Annotated in this window: 13 protein-coding genes; 4 read left to right on the forward strand and 9 right to left on the reverse strand. The window is 71.7% G+C overall.

Translation table 11 applies throughout. The features are described 5' to 3' along the window. The first annotated feature begins 87 nt into the window (after positions 1-87). The 4 genes from AC07SQ_RS04630 (at position 88) to AC07SQ_RS04645 (ending at position 2,481) form a co-directional block, all read left to right on the forward strand. On the forward strand, positions 88-789 hold the full coding sequence (locus AC07SQ_RS04630) for a fumarylacetoacetate hydrolase family protein (RefSeq protein WP_159271432.1): 702 nt from the start codon (positions 88-90) through the stop codon (positions 787-789). Positions 790-809: 20 nt separating this feature from the next. Continuing rightward, a complete protein-coding gene (locus AC07SQ_RS04635; protein WP_062480276.1) occupies positions 810-1,361 on the forward strand; it encodes an NUDIX hydrolase in 552 nt (183 codons plus the stop codon). A gap of 11 nt (positions 1,362-1,372) precedes the next feature. Beyond that, a complete protein-coding gene (locus AC07SQ_RS04640; protein ID WP_062480278.1) occupies positions 1,373-1,861 on the forward strand; it encodes a CreA family protein in 489 nt (162 codons plus the stop codon). Positions 1,862-1,974: 113 nt separating this feature from the next. After that, complete coding sequence (locus AC07SQ_RS04645; protein ID WP_062480281.1) at positions 1,975-2,481, forward strand: murein hydrolase activator EnvC family protein; 507 nt, start codon at positions 1,975-1,977, stop codon at positions 2,479-2,481. Between the two features lie 12 nt (positions 2,482-2,493). Here AC07SQ_RS04645 and AC07SQ_RS04650 read toward each other — a convergent pair whose 3' ends face one another. The 9 genes from AC07SQ_RS04650 to AC07SQ_RS04690 form a co-directional block, all read right to left on the reverse strand. Continuing rightward, complete coding sequence (locus AC07SQ_RS04650) at positions 2,494-4,119, reverse strand: phospholipase D family protein (RefSeq protein WP_495270606.1); 1,626 nt, start codon at positions 4,117-4,119, stop codon at positions 2,494-2,496. A 138-nt stretch (positions 4,120-4,257) separates the two neighbouring features. Next, on the reverse strand, positions 4,258-4,485 hold the full coding sequence (locus AC07SQ_RS04655; RefSeq protein ID WP_070061133.1) for a hypothetical protein: 228 nt from the start codon (positions 4,483-4,485) through the stop codon (positions 4,258-4,260). Positions 4,486-4,545: 60 nt separating this feature from the next. Next, positions 4,546-5,103, reverse strand: a complete 558-nt coding sequence (locus AC07SQ_RS04660) for an RNA polymerase sigma factor (RefSeq protein WP_495270605.1) — start codon at positions 5,101-5,103, stop codon at positions 4,546-4,548. Between the two features lie 13 nt (positions 5,104-5,116). Then, positions 5,117-17,728 carry a filamentous hemagglutinin family protein gene (locus AC07SQ_RS04665; protein WP_495270604.1) on the reverse strand — a complete coding sequence of 4,204 codons (12,612 nt, stop codon included), beginning with the start codon at positions 17,726-17,728 and terminating at the stop codon, positions 5,117-5,119. Between the two features lie 139 nt (positions 17,729-17,867). Then, on the reverse strand, positions 17,868-18,833 hold the full coding sequence (locus AC07SQ_RS04670) for a FecR family protein (RefSeq protein WP_495270603.1): 966 nt from the start codon (positions 18,831-18,833) through the stop codon (positions 17,868-17,870). A gap of 73 nt (positions 18,834-18,906) precedes the next feature. Then, on the reverse strand, positions 18,907-19,443 hold the full coding sequence (locus AC07SQ_RS04675; protein WP_492684144.1) for an RNA polymerase sigma factor: 537 nt from the start codon (positions 19,441-19,443) through the stop codon (positions 18,907-18,909). Between the two features lie 10 nt (positions 19,444-19,453). Then, complete coding sequence (locus AC07SQ_RS04680) at positions 19,454-20,098, reverse strand: TonB C-terminal domain-containing protein (protein WP_495270602.1); 645 nt, start codon at positions 20,096-20,098, stop codon at positions 19,454-19,456. Positions 20,099-20,284: 186 nt separating this feature from the next. Next, the gene (locus tag AC07SQ_RS04685; RefSeq protein ID WP_495276194.1) at positions 20,285-21,658 is read right to left on the reverse strand and encodes a trypsin-like peptidase domain-containing protein; all 1,374 of its coding nucleotides are present in this window, start codon (positions 21,656-21,658) and stop codon (positions 20,285-20,287) included. Beyond that, positions 21,642-22,106: a hypothetical protein gene (locus AC07SQ_RS04690; protein WP_185993525.1), complete on the reverse strand. Its 465-nt coding sequence runs from the start codon at positions 22,104-22,106 to the stop codon at positions 21,642-21,644. Before AC07SQ_RS04690 ends, AC07SQ_RS04685 begins: the two co-directional genes overlap by 17 nt. Positions 22,107-22,109: the final 3 nt, after the last annotated feature.

Consider the following 22,109-nt stretch of genomic DNA (forward strand, 5'->3'; position numbering starts at 1 on the left):
CCCGAGTCCGGCGTGCCGGCAAGCCCGTGCCGCCTCTGGCACACTGCCGGTCTCCCCTCCCGCTTCGCTGAAAAAGGACACCTTCCCATGGCTTCCGAGTTTGTTTTCGCCCCGCCGGCCACCGTTTCGGTGCCGGTGGCCGGTCAGCCCGCACGCTTCCCGGTGCACCGCATCTACTGCGTGGGCCGCAACTACGAAGATCACGCCAAGGAAATGGGTTTCACCGGCCGCGAGCCGCCCTTCTTCTTCATGAAGCCGGCCGATGCGCTGGTGACGGTCGATGCGGGCCAGACCGGCACCATGGCCTACCCCACGCTCACGAAAAACCTGCACCACGAGATCGAGCTCGTGGTGGCCATCGGCACCGGCGGCAAGAACATCCAGGCGGCCGACGCCCACAAGCACATCTACGGCTACGCCGTGGGCCTGGACATGACGCGCCGCGACCTGCAGAACGACATGAAGAAGCAGGGCCGCCCCTGGGACATCGGCAAGAGCTTCGAGCAGAGCGCGCCCATCGGCCCGATCGTGCCCGTGGCGCAGGCCGGCAACGCCGAGCAGGCCGAAATCTCGCTGCAGGTGAACGGCGAAGACCGCCAGCGCAGCACCGTGAGCAAGCTGATCTGGAACGTGGCCGAGACCATCGAGCACCTGTCGGCGGCCTGGGAGCTGCAGCCCGGCGACCTGATCTTCACGGGCACGCCCGAAGGCGTCGCGGCCGTGGTGGCCGGCGACACGCTGGTGGGCCAGGTCGCAGGCCTGCCCGCGCTGACCGTCAAGATCGTCTGACGCCCGCGCGGTCCCGCTTCATGCTCCTTCGCGTACCCATCAAGCATTGCAAGAACTGCGGCACGGCGGTGGTCTACCGCGTGCCGGACGACGGCGACACCAAGCAGCGCGCGGTGTGCCCGGCCTGCCACACGATCCATTACGAGAACCCGCTGAACGTGGTGGGCACCATCCCCGTGCTGGGCGACAAGGTGCTGCTGTGCAAGCGCAACATCGAGCCGCGCTGGGGCAAGTGGACGCTGCCCGCGGGCTTCATGGAGCTCGAGGAAACCACCGCCGAGGGCGCGGCCCGCGAGACCGACGAGGAGGCCGGCGCGAACTTCGAGATCGAGGGCCTGTTCGCCGTGATCAGCGTGGTGCGCGTGGGCCAGGTCCACATGTTCTACCGCGCCCGCCTGCTCGACGACCGCTTCGACCCGGGCCACGAGACGATCGAGGCGCGCCTGTTCACCGAGGACGAGATTCCCTGGGACGAGATTGCCTTTCGCACCGTGCGCCAGGCGCTCGAACATTACTTCGAAGACCGCAAGCGCGGCAGCTTCGACCGCGTCCACGAACTCAGCATCGTTTGAAAAATTTCCCCATGCTCAAGACCCTGCGCGCCACCCTCCTCTGTGGCGCCAGCCTCGGCTTCGCCCTGGCGGCTTCGGCGGCCAAGGCCGACACGGTCGGCGAGGTCGACACCGCCTTCAAGCTCATCGGCCCGGACCACAAGATCGTGGTCGAGGCCTACGACGACCCCAAGGTGAGCGGTGTCACCTGCTATGTCTCGCGCGCGCGAACCGGCGGTATCGCCGGCGCCTTCGGCGTGGCCGAGGACAAGGCCGAAGCCTCCATCGCCTGCCGCCAGGTCGGCCCGGTGAGCATCACGCAGCCGCTGCCCAAGCGCGAAGAGGTCTACAGCGAACGCCTGTCGGTGCTCTTCAAGCGCCTGCGCGTGGTGCGCATGGTCGACCCCAAGCGCAACACGCTGGTCTACCTGACCTACTCCGACCTGCTGATCGACGGCTCGCCCAAGAACAGCGTGACGGCCGTGCCGGTCGATCGCGGCACGCCGATTCCGCTCAAGTGAAGGGGCTGCTGAAGGGCTCGGCGATGCGAGTTTGCTAGCATCGTCCGAGCGGCCGACACCGAGATGTCGGCCTTCGACGGAACCCTCCGCAACGAATCCGTTCCAACAGCGTCATGCACCTTCAGACTTTTGTTTTCCGAACCGCCGCCACGCTGCTCGTGGCTGGGGGCATCGCCGCCTGCACCACGCCCGGCCCCACGCCGCCGCAGCAGCCTGTTCCAGGCGCCACGCCGCCGCCACCGCGCCAGGCGCTCTTCATCCGCCCCGCCGCCGGCACCACCGTGGGCCGCTTCGACGGCGTGCGCAACAAGGGCCTGGACATCGCGGGCAACCTGGGCGACCCCATCGTGGCCTCGGCCGATGGCCGCGTGGTGTACGTGGGCGGCGAACTGCGCTCCTACGGCAACATGGTCATCGTGAAACACAACGAAACCTTCCTCACGGCCTACGCTCACGCGAAGACCATCCTCGTGAAGGAAGGCGCCGTGGTGCGCCAGGGCCAGAAGATCGCCGAAATGGGCAACAGCGAATCCGACCGCGTGAAGCTGCATTTCGAGATCCGCAAGAACGGCACCGCCGTCGATCCCGAGCCGTACCTCAACGGCCGTTTGCAGCAGTAAACGTAAAAGCCGTTACAGCAGGCTTTCGGGCACCAGGGGCGCCAGCAGCTCCAGCCGCCAGCGGGCCCAGAAATGGGTCTCGGGCTCGGTGTGCAGGATGGTGTCCGCCCCGTCGCCCGACGCCGGGTTCACCCACTCGATGCCGCCGCGCGGCCCCAGCTGCAGCTGGTAGGCGCCGTCCAGCCGCATGAAACCGATCAGGCTCGTCAGCTGCTGAGCGATCTGCGGGCTGAAGATGAACAGGCCGATCTCGGTGTTGTGCAGCGCCGAGCGCGGGTCGAAGTTCATCGAGCCGACGAACACCACCTGCCCGTCGATCACGGCCGACTTGCCGTGCAGCCGCCCGCTGGCCGAGCCGTAGATGCCGAAGCGCTTGGTCTGCTCCACGCGCTTGGGGCTCAGCTCGTACAGCTCCACGCCCAGCCGCAGCATCTGCGCGCGATAGCGCCGGTAGCCGATGTGCACCAGCGACTCGTCGGTGGCCGCCAGCGAGTTGGTGACGATGGTGTAGCCCACGCCGTTGCCGCGCACGATCTGCATCGTCTCCATGCCGCCCCGCCCGGGGATCAGGTACGGCGTGGTCAACAGCACCCCGTGCTGCGCGCCGCGCAGGTAGCGCTGCACGTTGTAGAGCACGCTGTCGGCGGCCTGGTCGGCCGGCAGCCCGCGCCCTTCGTCGGTGGGCGCCAGCGCCTTGGCGGGCGCGTCGGCGTACGCCTCGGCGCGGGCCCAGCTCAGCGCGAGCTTGCCGGCGTTGAGGTCCTTGGCCAGCGGGTTGTGGCCCAGCAGGTCGGTCGATTCGGGCTCTTCGGGGTGCAGCGTCTCGGGCCCCGTGGTGAGCCGGTCGAAGCGCTCGCGCAGCGCCTGCGCCGACTCGTTGCCACGTGGCACCAGCGACTCGATCGGGTACACGTACAGGCTGTTCCAGTACATGTCGAACAGCGACGACAGCCGGGGCACCACGGCGCCGGCCACCAGCGTGTCGATGTCGATGAAGTTGGAGCCGCCGTCGCGCAGGAAGTACTCGTTGGCGATGTTGCGCCCGCCCATGACCGCCATCGTGTTGTCGACCACGAACAGCTTGTTGTGCATGCGGCGGTGCACGCGGTCGAAGTCCAGGATCGACCAGGCCCAGCGCGTGCCGAAGCGCGAACGCCCGGCCGGGAACGGGTTGAACAGGCGCACCTCGACGTTCGGGTGCGAGGCAAAGCTGGTGAACAGCGGGTCGGCGCCCGCCGTGTACAGGTCGTCCACCAGGAGGCGCACGCGCACGCCGCGGTCGGCCGCGTCGCGCAGTGTGCGCAGCAGGTAGCGGCCGGTCTCGTCGTTCTGCACGAGGTAGTACTGCACGTCGATGGAGCGCTGCGCGCGGCGCGCCAGCTCGATGCGCGCGTGCAGCGAGAACTGCGGCATCGGCAGCAGGCGGAAGCCGCTGAGCGGCTCGCCCGGCGGCGCGGCGGCCCGCACGAGCCGGCCCAGCGCAGTGTCCGCACCGTCGGTGATGGCACTCGAGGGCTTGCGCACCACCTCGGTCGGCAGGCCGGCACAACCGGCGAGCACGAGCATCGCCAGGCTGCACAGCAGCCAGGCGAACCACCGGGCGCGCGGCACGTCAGCCCGGGGGGACAGGTTGCGCATGAACGACAGAAAAGAGGGAGGGCAAGGGCACGGGAGCGAAGGAGAAAAAACGCCGCTGCCGCGCGGCGCGGTGCACGACCGCGCCCACGGGTGGCGGTTTCTACCACGCGCGGCGCGAGCGCGCAGCCAATGCCTTCGTCAGTGCGCGCGCTCGGACCACTGCCGCACGAAGTGCTCCGCGCGCACGTTCGCGCGCGCCACGGCCGAGTCCCACGACAGCTGCTGGGTGATGACCAGCGCGCAGCGCGGAATGCCGTCCAGGCTCAGCGCCGCGATGCCGGCGTAGGTGCCCTTCGGGGTGCGCGTGAGTTCGAACCATCCCGTCCAGCCACCTGGCACGTGAAGGTCGAGTCGGGCGGAGTCCATGATGAATTCATCATAGGCCTTTAGTTTTCATTTGCAAACATTGCATACAAAAGCAACGACTCAGGCATGCATGTCCGAGCGGCGACCGGTCGGCAGCCGCTGCAGCGCCTGGCGCAGCGTGGAATCCACCCGCCGCAGCGACAGCCCGTGCCGCACCGCCACCTCGTGCCGCGTCAGCTCGTGCACGCGCAAGGCCACGAAGATGTCCTGATGGCGGTGCGGCAGCCCCTGCATCGCGCGCTCGACCGCCTTCAGGTCGGAGCGCGCCTCGGCGATCAGCTCGGGCCCCGGCGCGTGGTCGGCCAGCTGGGCGAGCGTGTCGTCCGCCTCGCCGGCGTACTGCCAGGGACGCTCGGCGCGCAGGCGGTCCATGGCGGCATTGCAGGCCACGCGGAAGATGTAGGCCACGGGGTTGTGCAAGGCATCCGTGAAGGCGGCCTCGGCCAGGCGCAGCCAGGCATCGTGCAGGCTTTCTGTGGCGGCGTCGGCACACCCCAGGTGCAGCGACAGCCGCCGGTGCAACTGCGCGTAGTGCGCCACCAGCAGTTGCTGGACGTCCGGTGGCGCAGGGGCGGTCCCCACGGCGTCGCCGCGGGGCAGCAGGCAGGCGTGCGACATGGTGCGTCGCCGCCTAGCGGCCGCGCGGCAGGCCGCGCCGTTCGGGCTCGTTCAGCCGCGTCAGTTGCGCGTCGGTGAGCGCACCGTGCCCCACCATCTGGACGAAACCCGACGGGTCGTAGCTCGCCTGCTCCGCCGGCCTGCGCCGCACCTCGGGGGCCTCGGGCGCGCCGGACGCGGGCTCGTTGCCGAAGCCCAGCACGCGCACCGAGAACACCGACGGCAGGCTCTGGCGCGCCGCCGCGCGTTCGCGCTGCATCACGTCCTGCGCCGCCGCCGTGGCCTGCGAGGCCGCGGCGCTGGCGTTGGTCAGGGCACCGACATTCACCGACGCCACCACCGGCAGCCCCGTGCTCTTTCCCTGCACCGCCATGTTGTCGGCGTTCACGATCTGCAGCGCCGCCAGGTTCACGTTGCCCGACACGCGGATGCCCGCCTCGCCCGCGTCGATGGTGCCCAGCGGCGCGATCAGGTCGATGTCGCCGGCCGGCACCTCCGGAATCGGGTTCAGCGTGGCGATGCCCGCGCCCGTGCTCGGCACGTCCGACGACAGCACCACGTTGCCCCAGCGGTCGTACACGCGCTTGGGCGGCGTGTAGACCACCGTCGTCTTCGAGCCGCGACCGGCGTTGATGTCGCCTTCGGCCGACCAGCCCAGCACGCTGCCGCCGAAGGTGGTCATGATCCGGCTCTGGCCCAGCAGGATGCTGCCCAGCGCGTACAGAGAAATGTCGCCCGCTCCCTGCGTGATGACGCCCGGAATCAGCGTGCCCACGGCCTGGGGCGCTGCGCCCTCGATGCCGAACACCTGGCGTCCGCCCGGCGTGAGCAGCGCGATGTCGCCGCCGAACAGCGTGTTGATGCCGGCCGCGCCGAACATCGTGATGTCGCCCCTGTAGCTCGTTCCCGGAAACAGCGACGCGATGGCGTTGCGCCCGCGCAGGTAGCTGCCGTAGCGCACGCCGGCCTCGTCGTTGTATTCGCGGCCGCCCTCCTTCAGTTCCGCGAAGTACACGCCGCGCAGGTAGCTGCGCTGCTGTTCCGGCGGCAGTGCGTTGAAGAAGGCGAGCGCCTCCTGTGCGCCGCCCTTGCCGCTGTAGCCCTGCGAGGCTTCCAGCCAGTTCACCAGGTACAGCTGGCTCGCCTGCCGGTAGTCGTTGGCGAGCACGCGGCGCGGCGTGCCGGTGTCCGCGTCGAGGCGGGCTTGCCGCTGCGCCATCCAGGCCGCCGCGCCGTTGTCGTCGCCGCTGTAGCCATGCTCGGCGCGCAGCCAGTCGCCCAGCGTGAGCTGGCGGTTGTAGTTCTTCACCACCTTGCCGGCCTGGTCGGCCAGCGGCTGGCCGCTCTGCATCAGGTGGGCCGGATCGAGGTAACGCTGCGCAAAGCCCGCGTAGTCGGGCCCGTGGGCGCCCACGCCGGCCAGCATGGCGATGCCGGCACCGGGCCGGCTGTCGCCCGGCACCACCGCGCCGAGGCTGCTGACCGAGGCCTTGTTCTCCATGCGGATGTCGCGCCCGGCCGTGATCTCCAGCGTGCCGGGCCCGGCCACATTGAAGGTGCTGAACAGGATGTCGCGGCCCGCCGAAACCACCGAGATGTCGCCCGGCCGTGCGTGCGCGAACAGGTTGCCGCTGCTCTCGAAGTAGGCCTGTGCCAGGCCATTCGAGGGCTCGGTCTGGCCGACGGGCGTGCCGCTCGCCACGATGTCGCGCCCGGCCCGCATCCACACCGGTTGCGCGCCCTCGTACCAGGTCTGGCCGGCACGCGTCGCGTCGTCCGGCCCGAAGCGCAGGATGCGCCCGCTGCTCACGCCGACCAGGTCGCCATGCACAGCGTAGAAGCGCGCCGGCTGCGTGCCCACCGCTTCACCCGACACCGTGTTGGGGCCGAAGGCGAACAGCGGACGCACGCCGCCGCCGGCCAGGTTGTTGCCACCCGACAGGTTGCCTAGCACCGTGCCGTCGCTGGCGGTGCCCTGGAACGCCGGACGCAACGGCGTCGCCAGCGCAGAGGCCGCCGCGCCCGACTGGCTCACGGTGTTGCCTCCCGCATAGATCGAGTCGCTGGCCAGGAACTCCAGCATGCCGTGGGCCGAGGGCGCCAGCACCAGCGGCGTGCCCGTGCCGGTGTTGTCGAAGGTCGCCGCATCGCCATAGAACAGGCTGCCGCTGGCGGCCACCGCACTCAGGATCGAGGGGTACACGAAGGCCGAGTCGGTCACGGGCACGCCCGCGCCACCCGTCACCGGCACCAGGTTGCCGCCTGCGCCGAAGAGGCGGATGGCCGTGTGCGGCGTCCACAGGGTGAACCAGCTCTGGCCCCGTCCTTCCAGGCCGTTGGCGCTGAACGGCGTGGCATTGGGGAGGTCGACGCGCGTCGGATCGATCACCCCCTTGACCACCAGGTCGCCACGCGTGGCGAGCGTGTAGTTCGCATCGCCCGGGGCCAACACGATGCCGCCTTGCGCCATGCCGCGGGTTGCCGTGTAGAGGTCGTAGGCGCGGGTCTCGCGCGGCGACTGCGTCCGTTCGGTGAGGCCGTAGACCAGGGGCAGGCTGCCGAGGGTGCCGGCCTGCAGCTGCACGTCGCCCCGGAGGTTGACGATCGCCCCGTTGAGCCCGGCGTCGGTGTCGCCACCGGCACCCTCGACGTAGGGCCTGTGGAGCGGATTGAAGGCACCGCCCACGCGCACGAGCACGTCGCCGCCGCCCGTCAGGCTCAGGCTGCCGTCGGCCAGCACACGGCCGGTGCCGCCCACCGCCAGCACCAGGCCCTGGCTGCGCCGGCTGTCGGCGTACGAATCTGTCTTGGCGCCGCGCCGTCCCTGCAGGCCCGCGTTGCCGCCCACGTCCACGCGCAGGTCGCCGCCGCCCAGCGTGCCGAAGCCGGTGAAGCCGAGCAACTTGTCGGCCGCCCCGGTCGTGCCGACATACGAGCCGAAGTTGATCCACCACGCCGTGGGCTGGTCCTGCGCGCCGCCGAAGCTGTCGCCCGTGCCCTGGCGCCACAGCCAGTTGCCGATGGCGCCGCTGCTGAAGCCCTTGTCCGCGGGATTCGGCCGCCCCGCACCGCTGCCCCCGGCGACCAGCATCGTGTCGCCGGTCAGGTCGCCGCCGGCCTTCAGCGTCAGGTTGCCGCCGGAGGCGGGGTACCAGGCGCGTGCCAGGTTCTGCGTGGCGCCATCGACGAACTTCTCGTAGCCACCGCTCGCGTCGTTGAGCACCGTGCCCTTGGCGCCCACCGCGCGCGGCAGGTTGTAGGGGTCGCCGGCACGCGTGGCCTGCGACGAGGCCCCGGCGGTGTACACGCCGAACAGTGAATCCATGCGCAGGTTGCCGGCGGCCAGCAGGTCGAGATCGGCCGCGCCGGTGCGCACCACGCTGAAACGCGTGCTGCCCGGCAGGTAGCTGTACTCCGGGGCGGCGATGACGCAATAGCTGGGAAGGTCCACGCAAAGCTCCGGGTACTGGATGTCCGCGAAATCGATGGGCTTGCCAGCCATGCTCTCGTCGCCCACGAAGTTGATGGACCCTTCCACGCTCCACAACGCGCCGCCGGGCTTCAGCTTGCCGAACATCCCGTAGTGGCTGTCCGCCAGCCGCAGGTCGCCCCGGCCCGCCGCCGGATGCACCTGCACGATGCGATTGTCCGCCGCGTTCAGGTCCGCACCCGCGGCCAGCCGCACCGACCACGACTGCGAACCCTCGGGCAGCATCGCCGCCGCGGCCCACAGCCTGCCGGCGCCGTCCGGGCGCAGGTTCACCGAAGTCACCCCGCTGGGCAGCTTGATGTTGGTCGCGGCCGGGAGCAGCGCACCCAGCGGCAGCGTGAGGGCGCCGTTGAGCACGAACTTCTTGCCGTTGCCGGGCAGCGGCACGCCCTTGGGCCACACCACGCCCGACAGCGTGGCCGCCGACGGCAGGCGCATGCCGGCCCCCAGGCGCGTGCCCACCGGCAGCGTCACGTTGGCGCCGCCCACGATGCTGCCCGCTGCGAACAGCAGCGTGCCCGAGGCGTTGCGCACGTCGGCGCTCAGCACCGTGCCCACCTTCAGTTCGAGCGCCTTGGCCAGCACGCTGGCCACCGGCATCACCTGCCCGGCCCCGAAGGCTGTCGACTTGATCGGCAGGTCGTAGTTGAGCGTGCCGGCGCCCCCCTCGAAGGTCGTGCCGTCGGCCAGCACCACGCCGCCCCGCGGCACCACGGTGTCGCCGCGCAGCAGGTTGACGCCCGGCAGCAGCAGCCAGCCGCCGTCGTCCGGCGTGGCGGGCGGCGGCGCGAAGCCGTCGTTGACGCTGCCGAAGATGTCGAGGTTGCCGCCCGCGCGCAGGGCCAGCGCGCCCACCTCGCCCGAGCCGTACACGCCGGTCTTTTGCGTGTGCGGATTGGCGCTGGCGTAGCGGTAGCCCGACAGGTCGATGTCGCCCTGCACCACCATGTCGCCGTCGGGCGTCTTGCTGACGATCTGCACGCCGGGGCGCAGATGAAAGGCGTCGGCATAGCGCGCGTTGTTCAGGCCCGCGAGCTTGCCGTTCATCAGCGCGCCGTTGGCCAGCGCGTGGTCGATGAAGGCCGTGCTCTGCAGGTGCTTGGCGTCGAGGTACGCCTGGTCGATGACTTGGTAAGGCCGGCCGGTGGCCGCGGCATCGGTGCCGAAGCGTGCATCGTCGTAGCGCCACATGCCGTTCACGGCGATGGAGCGCGCGCCCTCGATGGCGATGTTGCCGCTGGCGTCGATGCGGATGTCGCCTGCCGTCTCGCCGGTGCGGCCCGCGTTGAGCTCCAGCGTGCCGCGCGCCCTGCCATCGTTCTGGCCCGGTTCACCGCCCACCTTGGCGTCGGTGCCGTGGCGCAGGTCGATGCGCGAACCCGAGGCCAGCGTGAGCTGCCCGTCGTTCGACGTGAGCTCCACCATCGCGCGGTTCGGCGAATCGATGATCTGGCCGTGGCTGTCCACGCGCAGCGTGCGGCCGTGCGCATCGAGCACCGCGCTGCCGGCCAGCGTGAGGTTGTGCTTCGCGGCCAGGCTGATGCGGCCCACGCGTTCGCCGCTGGCGTCGATGGTGCCGTTCACGGTGAGGCTGCCGTTGTCGAGCGACACGTTCACCTCGCCGGCCTTCAAACCGTCGCCGATGACAAGGTCGCCCTGGCGCAACTGGAAGCTGCGCGCGCCGAACACGCCGCCGTCGTTCAGGCGCTGGTTGAGCGCCGCGAACTCGGCATCGCCGAGCTGCCGCGCGCGCACGTCCACGCTGCCCGCCGCGAACGGCACCCGCGTGCCGCCCGCGTCGTAGTGGCCGCTGCTCGCGCCGAGGATGCGGCCCTGCAGATCGACCTGGCCGGCGGCATCGTCGAGCGCCATCGCCTTCAGCGTGCCCGCACGGTTGTTCTGCGCCGAGATGTCGATCACCGACCCCGCCGCCTGCCGCAGATTGCCGTGCAGGCTTTCGAGCACCACGTCGCCACCGGCGCTGTACCTGCTCACGTCGTTGAACACCACCTGGCGGCCCGACAGGTCGAGCAGCGCGCGGTCGGTCAGCGTGAGGTCGCGTTCGGCGCTCAGCGTGAGCTTGCCGCTGGGCAGCGCCACGGCGGTGTCGAGCGTCACGTCGCGTCCGCGCAGGCTCAGCTCGGCGCCCAGCGCCGCATCGCCGGTGGCCGCCGCCGGCGCACCGGCCGGTGCGGCCACGCGCAGCGTGCCACCCGCCGTGATGCGGTTCACCGAGCCCGCCTCGCCCGTCAGCAGCGGCGCCACGATGTTCAGGTTGCCGCCGCTGTACGCGTAGCCCTTGCCTGCTTCGTACGTGCCCTGCGACTGGTAGACCGACAGGCTGCCCTTGTGGTTGGCGCTCACGCGCTCGGACGCCTTGAGGTTCACGTCGGCAAAGCCCAGCACCAGGCGACCCGCGTCTTCCAGGCCGCTCGGCTGGCTGTGGGGGCCGTAGCCGAACTCGATGTGCTCGGCCTCGATGTTCAGCGTGCCGCTGCCGGTGCCCGCGCCTTCGCGCACCACGGCGGAAGGCGCCGTGGTCGCGCCCTGCCACACCAGGCGGCCGGTGCGGATGGTGGCCACGTCGTCCGCGCCGCCCTGCCCATAGATGGCAGGCGTGGCCAGCACCAGCTGCGCCATCGTCGCCTTGCCGGTGGCGGGGTCGATGGTGTCCAGCGCCGCGGTGCCGAAGAAGTTGACGCCGCCGCTGGCGCTCAACTCCAGTGTTTCGAGCGCGGGCGCGCCGTACTGCCGGTCGCCGCGCAGCAGGCGGTCGAGCAAGGCCTGGCTCATGGCCAGTCCCGGCGGCAGCGTGTGGTTCTGCGCGGCGGCGGCCAGCGCGGCGCTGTCGCCCACGTTGATGCCGCGCACCGCCAGCGTGAGGTGGCGCGTGCCGTAGCGCACCGCCTCGTTCATCTCGAAGCGGTCGGGCGTCACCATGGCGATGGTGCCCTCGGAATACAGCTCGGTCTGCCCGCTGCACGACGCGCTGGCACACACGCCGATCTGCAGGCTGCGGTTGTCCGAGGTGGCCTGGGTCTGCGGCACCGGCAGCGTGCTCACCCGGCCGTTGGAGACCATCAGCATCTGGCCGGTCGCGGCGTAGACGAAGCCGTCGCCGGCATCGTAGGCGGCCTTGCCACGGCCCAGGGTGTGGATGCGCGCGCCCTGCTCGACCACCACGCTGAGCGGCGTGCCCTCGGTCGCGCCCACCGCGGCCAGGAACACCTCGGGTGCGGACAGCACCGCCCCCTGGCGCAGCACCACGCTCTGCCCGCCGTCGCCGGTCTGGATGACGTTGCCGCTCTGCCCATAGTCGGCGCCCTGCAACCCGCCGATGACCAGGCGCGACGCGCCCATGCCACTGAGCGCGCCCGCATCGAGCGTGACGCCCTGGAAGCCCGCCGTCGCCGGCGCGCCGGCCGCGACGATCTCGAGACCGAGCTGCTCCTCGCTGCTCGTGGCCACCACGGAACCGCCCCGCCCGCCCGCGCCCACCCGGAAGCGCGCCGTGCCGTCGAAGCGCAAGGCCTCGGCGCCCGCGCCGGGCGCGAGCTTCAGGTGCAGGTTGCGCGCGTCCGCCGGTAGCATGGCGCGCGGCACGCCCACGCGCAGCGCGTCGGCGCGCACGAAGTCGCCGTAGCCCATCTCGTTGTATTGCGAATGGCTGCGCAGCACCTCGCCCGAAGTCACGATGGCCTGACGGAACAGCGTGTCGCCGATGCCGGTGCGGCCCACGCCCAGCTGCGCGGCCGCGAGCCACGAGCCGTTGCGCATCGCCAGCGTGCCGGTGGACGCGCCCAGGCCGGCCGCGCCGTTCAGCTCCACGCGGAAGGCGCCTTGCTGCAGCGCATAGGTCGAGGGCATCAGCGTGTAGGTGCCCGCGGGCAGGCCCGGCACGCCGGCGCCGATGGTGATGTGCTGGCCGACCAGCGGATCGACCGCGCCCTTCTCCGCGCCGGTGGGCGCCACCGCCGGCTGCACGCCGGGCACGATGGCATACACCGGGTTGGTCGCGAGCCCCGGCAGCGTGAAGCCGCCGCGGGCGCCGACCTGCATCAGCGGGCTGAAGCGCGCGTCGGTCGAGCCGCCGCGTCCGCTCACGAAGCCCGCGCCCCGGAGGTTGCCGCCGCCCGACAGGTCGAGCGTGGCGCCTTCCTGGCCTTGCACGCTGGCCCCCATGAACGTGAGGCCGATCGTCTGGTTGCGCTTGTAGGTGTCGCCCGCGCCCACGCCGGTGAGCTTGACCTGCTTGCCGTCGTACAGGTAGTTGATGCCGTCGACCGTGCCGCCATAGGGCATGTCCAGCCCCTCGCCGCTCACCGACGTGAGGCTGCCGGGCATCAGCCTGACCTGCGTGGTGAGCGCATCGCCGAGCGTCAGCTGCCCGAGCGGCACCCGCACCACGCCGCCCTGCTCGATGACGCCGGCGCGCAGCGACAGGTCACCGAAGGCCGAGTACGGCACCTGCGGGCTCGCGCCGGTGCCCTCGATGCGCAGCGCCGTGTCGGGCCGGTAGGTGCCGTCCGGCGCCAGGCCCGCGGACACCAGCGCCACCACGCCCGTGGCCGGGTAGATCTGCGCGGCGCGCAGGGTCAGGCTGCCGGGCACGACCAGGCTCGTGGAGACGCCGACGTCCTGCCGGCCTTGCAGAAAGCGCATGTCGCCCGTGCTGGCCAGCGTGACATGGCCGAAGGCGGCCAGGTCGACCGTGGGCGACTCGCTCGCGCTGTCGAGCACGGGGACCTTGCCATTGACGCCGAAGCCCATGCCGTCGCGGATGTCGATCAGGTCGCCGGCCACATCGAGGCGGGCGCCGGACGGCACGCGCACCACACCGCCTTCGGCGAGGGGCGCCCTCAGGACTTCACGCGTGAACGACGGCATCGCGCCGGCCAGCCGCACGTGCGCGGCCGACAGCGCCACGTGCGCGTCATCGGGTGCGTCCTTGCCGAGCGCGAGGCCGCCGGCGTAGACCTGCAGGCCCTGCCGCAGGCGCAGGTCGACGCCGTCTTCGAAGGCGAGCGTGGAGCCTGCAAACAGCGAGAGGTTGTCGAAGCCGCCGCGCCGGACCGTGTCGGTGCCCAGTCGACCCTCACCGTATGCGAGCGCACCGTCGTCGACGCCGGCCTGCAGGGTGTCGGGCGCGAGCGGTGCGCCTTGTTCCACACCCAGCACCAGCACGCGGTGCCGGCGCACGCGGTCTTCCGCCTGCTGCAGCGGGTCCAGGTGCAGGCGCAGGCCCGGCGTGCCGAGCACCACGGCCAGCGTACCGCCGGCCGCGCGCTCGCCGCCCGCGACGGCGCGCAAGCTGCCGTCCAGCTGCAGCCCGTTGTACGACGCGAGCGAGATGCTGCCGCCATTGCTGCCCACATCGGTGGCGCCCATGCCGGGCACGTCGAGCACCGCATGCGTGCCGGAGGCATCGAGCAGCGCGCCCGGGCGCACGACGACGAAGTTCTGCGACGCGGTGGCCTTGCTCCCCACCGGATCGATCTCGCCGCCGACCACGATGCTGCCGCCGTCGCGCACCAGGCCGTAGCGCTTGCCGGTGGTGTCGGTGGCGGTGGCCGCATGTGCCGACGCATCGAGCACCGCCTGCCCGCCGATCCAGATCGAGCGGGCATGGGCCTTTGCATTGGCAATGTCCGATTCGAGGTCGGTGATGTCCACCGTCTTCAGCACGATGCGCCCGCTGTTCGCGCGCAGCGTGCCGTCCACCGTGAGCTGACCGGCGCTGCGCACCTCGATGGCCTGGCCCGGGTCGACGTGGATGGCCGCGCCCTTGCCCACCGCGGCCTGCACCGTCGGCAATTCCTGGGCGAGCGTGGTCGTCGTGCCGGCCTGCAGCGACAGGCTCGCGCCCTTGCGCTGCGTGAGCACGGCCTGGGTCGCGTCTTCCTGGTAGAGCGGCGGCGTCCACACCTCGAGCGCGTCGGCCGGACGGCTGCCGGTGACGATGTCCTGCGCGTGGGCGCCGAAGCGGTACACCGGCATCGTCACGTCGATCTGCGCACCGTCGGCCACCGTGAGGCCATGGTTGCCGATGAGCGCATAGCGGCTGAAGCCCTTGTCGAAGAAGCCGGCGTCGAGCATCAGCGTGTCGGCCTGCGCCGCGCCCGAGGTGTCGCCGATGGCGACGCGCATCGTCTGCACGCTCAGCGTGCCGCCGCCGTCCACGCCGTGGCCGCGCAGCACCGCGCCGTCGAGCGCGACATGGCCGCTGCCCGTGTTGAAGCCATCCGCCTCGAGCGTGACGCTGCCGCCCTTGCCGCCTTGCTGTTTGGCCTTCGACAACAGCGCCGCGCCCGACGACACGTCGATGACGCTGCCGGTACCCAGCACCACGTCGCCGGTGCTGCGCACGGACACGCTGCCGCCGTTGCGGTAGGCCACGCCGCCCGCGTCTGCGGGGTTCTTCGGCAGATTGGTCCACAGGCCGCGGGTATCGAGCGTCGCGCCGCCTGCGAGCACCACCGAGCTCGTGCCGCCGTCGGGCGCGGTGAGCGTGCTGGTGTCCTTCAGGTAGTTGAGGCTGACCTGTTCGAGCACGTTGCCCAACTGGATGCCGCCGCCGCGCGCGACGAGGTCGGCGTTGACCTTCACGTTCGGGCTGTACAGCACGAGGTGGCCGCCGTCGCCGACCTGCAGCGCCTTGTCGACCGCGATGCTGTCGGTGGCCGCGATGCGCACCGCGCCCAGGCCAAAGCCGCTGAGCTGCGCCGCATCGAGCACCAGCGTGTCGCGGCGTTCCGCGGGCAACACGGTCGCGAGGTCGAGCCCCGCGGCAATGCCGTCGGCCGCATTGCCCAGCACCACGCTTTTAATGCCGGCGCTGTCGAGCCGCCGGTGGATCGCACCGGCCGTCTTGTCGTAGTAGGCGTCGTAGCGGCCCACGACGAGCTGCCCGCGCTGCGCCACCGCGCCGGTCGACTGCTGGTAGCCGTCGAGCCCGGCCTGCCGCGCCTGCGTCTGGCGCTCGCCCTGGAAGGTCTCGCCGACGATCTCGCCCTCGAGCACCGCGGCCTGGGTGCCGACGATGAGCAGGCCGGCATCGCGGCCCACGGTGTAGCCGCTTTCCAGCCGCGTCTGCGGGCCGATCAGCGGGTTGTAGAAGAAGCCCGTCGTCTTCTTGCCCCAGCGCGCGTGTTCGTCTTCGAAGCCCTTGTAGACGCCCGTGTAGCGCAGGTCGCCCGGCGCCTTCGACACTTCGTACAGCCGCCCGTCCGCGCCCTTGAGCCAGCTCTGGTTGAGCCTGCCCGTGAGCACGTCGAGCGTGCCGCCCGAGATGTTGATGCTCGCGCCGCGCTGCGTGACGAGTTCGCCGCCGCTGAAGCCCACCACGCCGCCCTGCGCCATCCACTCGCCCACGCCGTGCGCCTGCGTGCCGAGGTAGCCGCCCACCTCGAGCAGGCCGCCGCCGGTGTACCAGCGTTCGCCCTGGTAGCCGCCGGTGCCGCCGGGCACGAAGACCAGCGAGCGCCGGTCGATCCACAGGTCGTTGTTGTTGAGGTTCTTGCTGTCGCGGTTGAGCGGCGCATCGCGCTGCTCGTTGCCCTGCACGTTGATCTTGATGTTGTTGGATTCCATCGCGAGCTTCACGCCCACCGCGCCCGACACGTCGATGCGCGCACCCTCGCGCACGAGGCTGCGCAGCTTCGCGTCGACCACCACCTGGCCGCCGGTGGCCAGCGTGAGCGAGCCGGCCTGGAACTCGACCGTGCCGCCGCTGGCGACTTCGACGCGCGACAGGTCGCGGCGGTCGTTGCCCGCCAGCACGATGCTGCCGGTGCCCAGCTGGACCGCCGGCGCCATGAGCCCGGCGCGCTGGCTGTCGAGCGCGGTCGCGCCGCCGGTGTCGAGCACGATGGCCGTGGTGCTGCCTTCGCCGAACCTGACCTGGCCCGTGGCGCCCGTCGCATTCAGGTGCACCGTGCCGCGTGTGTTGACCGAGGTGCTGGACAGGATGACGCCGCCCTGCACCACTTCGCGCCCGGCCAGCGTGACGTCGCCGGTGGTCGCCTGGATCAGCCCGGTGTTGCGCACCGTGCCCGCCGGGCTGTTCGTGTCCAGCGTCACCGCGACTTCGTTGCCGCGCGTGGTCGAGCCCAGGTTGCCGTCGGTGCCCACGCCCTTGCGGATGGTGAAGTGGTCGCCCGCCGCCAGCAGCGTCTGCCCGCCGGGCGTGGCGATCTCGCCGGCGTTGTGCACCTCGGCGCCCAGCAGCAGCACATAGCCGCCGCCCTGCGTGGCCGAAGCGGGTGCGGGCGTGGAAAGCCTGGCACCGGCCTGCACCTCGACGCGGCCTTGCGCGTTTTTGAAGTTGGGCGCGCTGCCGTTGGCGTACACGCCGTGGGCCTGGAACTGCGCATCGTCGATCTGCGCCGCCGCGGCCACGAGGTTGCGCGTGTCGACCTGACTGCTGCCGCTGAACACGATGCCGTTGCGGTTGGCGACCATCACCGTGCCGTCGGCCTTGATCTGCCCCTGGATCTGCGAAGGCCGCGCCTGCGGGTCGTTCACCTTGTTGAGCACCGCCCAGTCCTTGCGCTGCGCGAAGGCCACGGTGGTGTTGCGCCCGACGTTGAAAGTCTCCCAGTTCAGGATGGCCTTGTCGGCCGTCTGCTCGACGGTGACGACCGTGCGGCCGTCGACCTGCCGCTGCGAATCGCCGGTCAGCGCGCGCGCATTCGACCAACCCGCGGTCAGCGAATTCGTGTCGACCTTCAGGCCGCCTTCGGTCAGGCCGTCGGGCACCGAGGGGTCGTTCTGCGCGGCGCGCCGCGCGGCCGCCTGTGCCGCCTGCTGCGCCGCGATGCCGCGCGCCGCCAGGTTCAGGTTGCCGATCGACTGCTGCAGCTGCTCGCTGGCGCGCTGCTGCTGCGCGAGCGGGCTCGTGAGGTTCGCCGCCGGCAGCCCGTTGGGCATCAGGCCGGTGGCCGTGGCCGTGGCCTGCGCCGCGCCCTTGGCGTTGAACCAGGTCGGGCTGAAGGCGCGCTGCGCATGCGCCGGTGCGGCGGCCGCGCCGGCGGCCAGCGCCAGCGCCATGGCTTGTGCCAGCGGCGAAATCCGGAAGCTCCTCGCATGCACGGCAGCGCCCTGGCGGCGGCTGCGGTGTCCCTCGTGTGTGTTCATCTGACGACCCGTAAAGAATGAAATGCACAGGCACGGAATCCGTGCCCCTTACGGGACAGACCGACGGACGCAAACAAAACCGCTAAGTTTCTGGACCAATCCTGAGTGCACGCGAGGGCCAATCAGGCTGTCACATTCATCAGCTAAGCAGCAGCACGCCGCCCGGCAGCGCGCGCACCTCGAGGTCGTACGAGCGCTGGATCTGCACCAGCACCGTGTCGAGCGAAGCGATGGCGAAACGCCCGCTGACTTCGCGCCCGGCCAGGCGCTGCGCCAGCAGCACCACGCGGCCCGGCCGGTAGCGGTTGATCTCCTCGATCACGTGCGCCAGCGGCGTCTGCCGGAACACCAGCACGCCGCTGCGCCAGGCCGAGGCCTCGCGGGTGGCCACAGCCGCCACCGGCCCGAGCGAACCCGCGTCGTACAGCACCTGCTCGCCGGCCTGCAGTTCGCGCGTGCCCTTCGCGTGCGTGACGCGCACGCGCCCTTCGAGGCAGGTCACGCAGCCCCTGCCCGCGAGGTAGCGCACCTCGAAGCGGCCGGCCTGCGCCTCGCTGCGGGCCGCGCCCGCCACGATGCCGAAGGGTTGCAGCCCGGCCGCCAGATCGACCGCCGCCTCGCCCGCGATCAGGTCGATGCCGACGACGCGGCCCTCGACGCTGCGACGCTGCACGCTGGTCTGCGTGTTGAGCACCAGGTCGACGCCCTCGGCCACCTGCACCGCGCGCTGCTCGCCGGTGGCCGTGCGGTAGTCGGCGTTCCACTCGCCGAGCGACGGCCACAGGCCCAGCGGCGGAGAGACCACCGCCACGCCCGCGGCGCCGGCCGCGCCCACCGCCGCGCCGAGGAACGCGCGGCGTGCGGCCACCGGCCGCGCCGACAGCACGGGAGGTCGCTGGACCTCGGCCGGCATGCCGCCGATGGCCGGGTCGAGCGCTTGCCACAGGCGCCGGGCCTGCGCCAGCGCGGGCTGGTGCTGGGGGTTGCCATCGCGCCAACGGCGAAAGCCCTCGACGTCGTGCTGCGTGGCCGCGCCGGACGACAGCCGGCGCAGCCAGGCCTGCGCTTCGCGCAAGGCCTGTGCCTGTGCATCGGACGGGGTCATCGGGGCTTCAACCCGTGCGCGTTGAAAGATGTCGCATACCCATGAGACGGCTCTCGACGCGGTGAACCGCACTTTATTTTTCATGCGGCTCCTTTGCTTCGGGCGTTCGACCCATGCGGGCGGCGATGTGGTCATGCGCTTCCTTGAGTTCCTTCTCCACCGTGCGCAGCGAGATGCCGAGCCGCGCCGCCACCTCGCGCTGCGGCAGGTGCTGCCAGCGCACCATCACCAGCACCTGCCGGCGCCGTGGCGGCAGCCGCTCGATGAGCGCGCGCAGCGCGGCCAGCTCCGCGCGGTCCTGCGCGATCTGCGCGGGCCCCGGCGCGGGGTCGGGCGTTTCGTCGAGCAGCGCCTCGATCTCGTCGGACGTGGCCAGGCGCCCCTGCTTCGCGACCTGGTCGTAGGCCAGGTTGACGGCCACGCGCAGCAGGTAGGCGGCGGGATCGTGCACGCCGTCGATGTCGTCCCGGCTTTCCAGGCGCAGCCAGGTGTCCTGCAGCGCATCGCCGGCGCGCTCGGCATTGCCCAGCCGCCGCGCAAGCCGCTGCTTGAGCTCGTCGTAGCGCGCGACCAGGAAGTCGCGCAACGCGGGCAGCGCGTTCTCGGGCATGGCGGTGGCGTCAGTGGCGCACCGGGCACTCGAGCCCGGGCGTCTGCGAGCGCGGCAGGATCAGCATCGTGAGCGGCTGCGCCATGTCCGGCGGCGGCGCGCGGTCGATGCGCAGCTGTCGCAGCGTGTCGAGAATGGCCTCGTCGCGCGCGCGCTCGCCGCTCGTGTGCAGCAGGAAGGCATGGGCGATGCGGCCGGTGCCGTCGATCACGAAGCGCATCGCCGCGCGGTAGCCGCCCGGCGCTGCGCGCGGGTGGGCGCACAGGGCTTCCCAGACGCGGGTCTGCACCAGCCCGTCGTAGCCGCGGTGCGCGGTGGCGGGCGCGGCCTGCGCCGCGTCCAACGGCCGTGCCGGCGCGGGCACAGCCGGCGCGAGCCGGAGCACGAAGGCGGTCGCGCCCCCCACGCCGGCGTCGTCGGCGACCAGGCCCGTGCCCGCGAGCAGCGCATCAAGGGCGGCCTGCGCATCGAACAGGCCGTGCACGGGCGCGGCGTGACGTCCGGCCACGCGTTCGGCATCGAAGAACACGGGCAGGCCGGTGGCGCGGCCGTACTGCTCCAGCGCCGCGGCCAGCGGCTGGGCCGCGATGTCGAAGGCGATGCGCGCGGCCTGCGGCCGAGGCGGCGCCGCGTCGGACTGCGCGCGAGCGCTCATCCACGGCCCGGTCATGCAGGCGACCAGCGCGATGCCGACCAGGGAGACGAGAGGAAAGGAAGGAGGTGCATGCCGCATGAGTTCGATACGCCCGGCGAAAGCCGCCGCCCGGGGGGCATGTCGAAGCGGATGCTAGGTTCGCTTCGTGACGCTCGAATGACGCGGCCGGTCAGCGCGACGCCCGGTTCAGCACTTCGGCGACCCGGCCTGCGCGCAGATCGGCACGAAGATCCGCGCCCCCGCGCGCTGCACCAGCAACGCCGCCGTGCCGTCGGCCCCCTCCAGCGCCTGGGCCAGGGCTTCGGCGCTGTCGATCGGCTGGCCGTTGAGCGCCAGGATGACGTCGCCCGGCTGCACGCCCGCGCGCGACGCCGCGACGTTCACGCGCTGCACCAGCAGCCCGCCCTCGACACGCAGGAACTGCCGCTCGGCCGGCGCCAGCGGGCGCACCGCGAAGCCCAGGCGCGAAGGCACCGAGGCCGCCGTCGCCGCATCACCCTGCAGGCGCGGCGTGTCGTAGCCCTCCACCTTCACCTCGACCACGTGCTCGGCGCGGTCGCGCCACACCATGAGGCGCGCGCGCTGCCCCGGCACCTGCTCGGCGATGAAGCCCAGCGCGTCGGCCGCCTGCACCACCTCGCGGCCCTGCACCGACAGGATCACGTCGCCGGTCTTCAGCCCGCCGCGCGCCGCCGCGCCGCGCGGCTCCACGTCGGTCACCAGCGCGCCGGCCGGGCGCGGCAGGCGGAAGGTGTCGGCCAGCGCCTGCCCCACCTCCTGCACGGCCACGCCGATGCGCCCGCGCGTGACGGTGCCGGTGGCCAGCAATTGGTCCTTGATGCGCATGGCGGCGTCGATGGGAATGGCGAACGACAGCCCCTGGTAGCCGCCGCTGCGGCTGTAGATGCGCGAGTTGATGCCGATCACCTCGCCGCGCAGGTTGAACAGCGGCCCGCCCGAATTGCCGGGGTTGATCGGCACGTCGGTCTGCAAGAACTGCATCGACTCCGCCCCCGGCAGCAGCCGCCCCTTGGCGCTGACGATGCCGGCCGTCACCGAGTTGCCGAAGCCGTAGGGCGAGCCGATGGCGGCCACGCCGTCGCCGGGCTCCACGTCCGCCGGGTCGCCGATGCGCACGGTGGGCAAGCCGGTCGCGTCGATCTTCAGCAAGGCCACGTCGGCCAGTGCGTCGAGGCCGATGAGCCGCGCCCGGAACTCGCGCCGGTCGGGCAGCTTCACGCGGATCTGCGTGCCGTGCGCGACGACGTGCGCGTTGGTCAAGATGAGCCCGTCGGCGCTCACGAGGAAGCCGCTGCCCAGGCTGCTTTCATCGGCCTCGGCCGGTGGCGCGCGCAGCAGCCAGCGGTCGCTGAAGCGGCGCGCCGGCACCGACGGCCGTTCCACGCCGATGTGGACCACGGCCGGCCCGTAGGCCTTCACCAGCGCCGCGAGCCCCGGCACGGGCCACGGCATGGCGGCGTGCAGCGGCACCGCCGCAAGGCCCAGCAGCGCCACACAGATCAGGCGGCGGCGCCGCGATCGGTCAGGTGCGCGCGACAAAGCTCAGCGTGAGTTGCAGCACCATCGGCTGGCGCATGTCGCGCGGCGGCGGCTCGGCCAGCGGCTGCGCGGTGAGCAGCGCGCGCAGGTCGGTGTCGGCCTGCGCATCGCCCAGCGAGTCGAAGGCCACGCGCTCGACCTTGCCGCTGCCCGCGACCCACACGCGCACCACCACCGGCGCGGGCGGCACGGGCTGGCCTTCTTTCAGCATGCGCTCCTGCATCCACGTGTGCAGCCGCACCACGGTGTCGCTGGCCGGGTCGCTGAGCGACGACTGCAGCTGGTTGCTCGCGAGGTTGGCGTAGCTGATCCAGTGCTGCGGCACCTGCGGCTGGGCCTGCGCCGATGCGGCCAGGGGCGCGGCGGCGGCGGACAGCCCGAGGCCGAGCCCGCCGAGCGCCAGGCGCAGGCGGCGCCAGCCGCGGGTCTTGCCGGAAGAAGAGGTCATGGG

The organism is Variovorax sp. GW821-FHT06D12 (assembly GCF_059419205.1).

Bases quoted from the DNA above. Each gene is read 5' to 3' on its own strand.
- AC07SQ_RS04670 (WP_495270603.1), bottom strand. From the start codon at position 18,833: ATGACCCCGTCCGATGCACAGGCACAGGCCTTGCGCGAAGCGCAGGCC.
- AC07SQ_RS04660 (WP_495270605.1), bottom strand. From the start codon at position 5,103: ATGTCGCACGCCTGCCTGCTGCCCCGCGGCGACGCCGTGGGGACCGCC.
- AC07SQ_RS04635 (WP_062480276.1), top strand. From the start codon at position 810: ATGCTCCTTCGCGTACCCATCAAGCATTGCAAGAACTGCGGCACGGCG.
- AC07SQ_RS04655 (WP_070061133.1), bottom strand. From the start codon at position 4,485: ATGGACTCCGCCCGACTCGACCTTCACGTGCCAGGTGGCTGGACGGGA.
- AC07SQ_RS04680 (WP_495270602.1), bottom strand. From the start codon at position 20,098: ATGAGCGCTCGCGCGCAGTCCGACGCGGCGCCGCCTCGGCCGCAGGCC.
- AC07SQ_RS04675 (WP_492684144.1), bottom strand. From the start codon at position 19,443: ATGCCCGAGAACGCGCTGCCCGCGTTGCGCGACTTCCTGGTCGCGCGC.
- AC07SQ_RS04665 (WP_495270604.1), bottom strand. From the start codon at position 17,728: ATGAACACACACGAGGGACACCGCAGCCGCCGCCAGGGCGCTGCCGTG.
- AC07SQ_RS04650 (WP_495270606.1), bottom strand. From the start codon at position 4,119: ATGCGCAACCTGTCCCCCCGGGCTGACGTGCCGCGCGCCCGGTGGTTC.
- AC07SQ_RS04645 (WP_062480281.1), top strand. From the start codon at position 1,975: ATGCACCTTCAGACTTTTGTTTTCCGAACCGCCGCCACGCTGCTCGTG.
- AC07SQ_RS04640 (WP_062480278.1), top strand. From the start codon at position 1,373: ATGCTCAAGACCCTGCGCGCCACCCTCCTCTGTGGCGCCAGCCTCGGC.
- AC07SQ_RS04630 (WP_159271432.1), top strand. From the start codon at position 88: ATGGCTTCCGAGTTTGTTTTCGCCCCGCCGGCCACCGTTTCGGTGCCG.
- AC07SQ_RS04690 (WP_185993525.1), bottom strand. From the start codon at position 22,106: ATGACCTCTTCTTCCGGCAAGACCCGCGGCTGGCGCCGCCTGCGCCTG.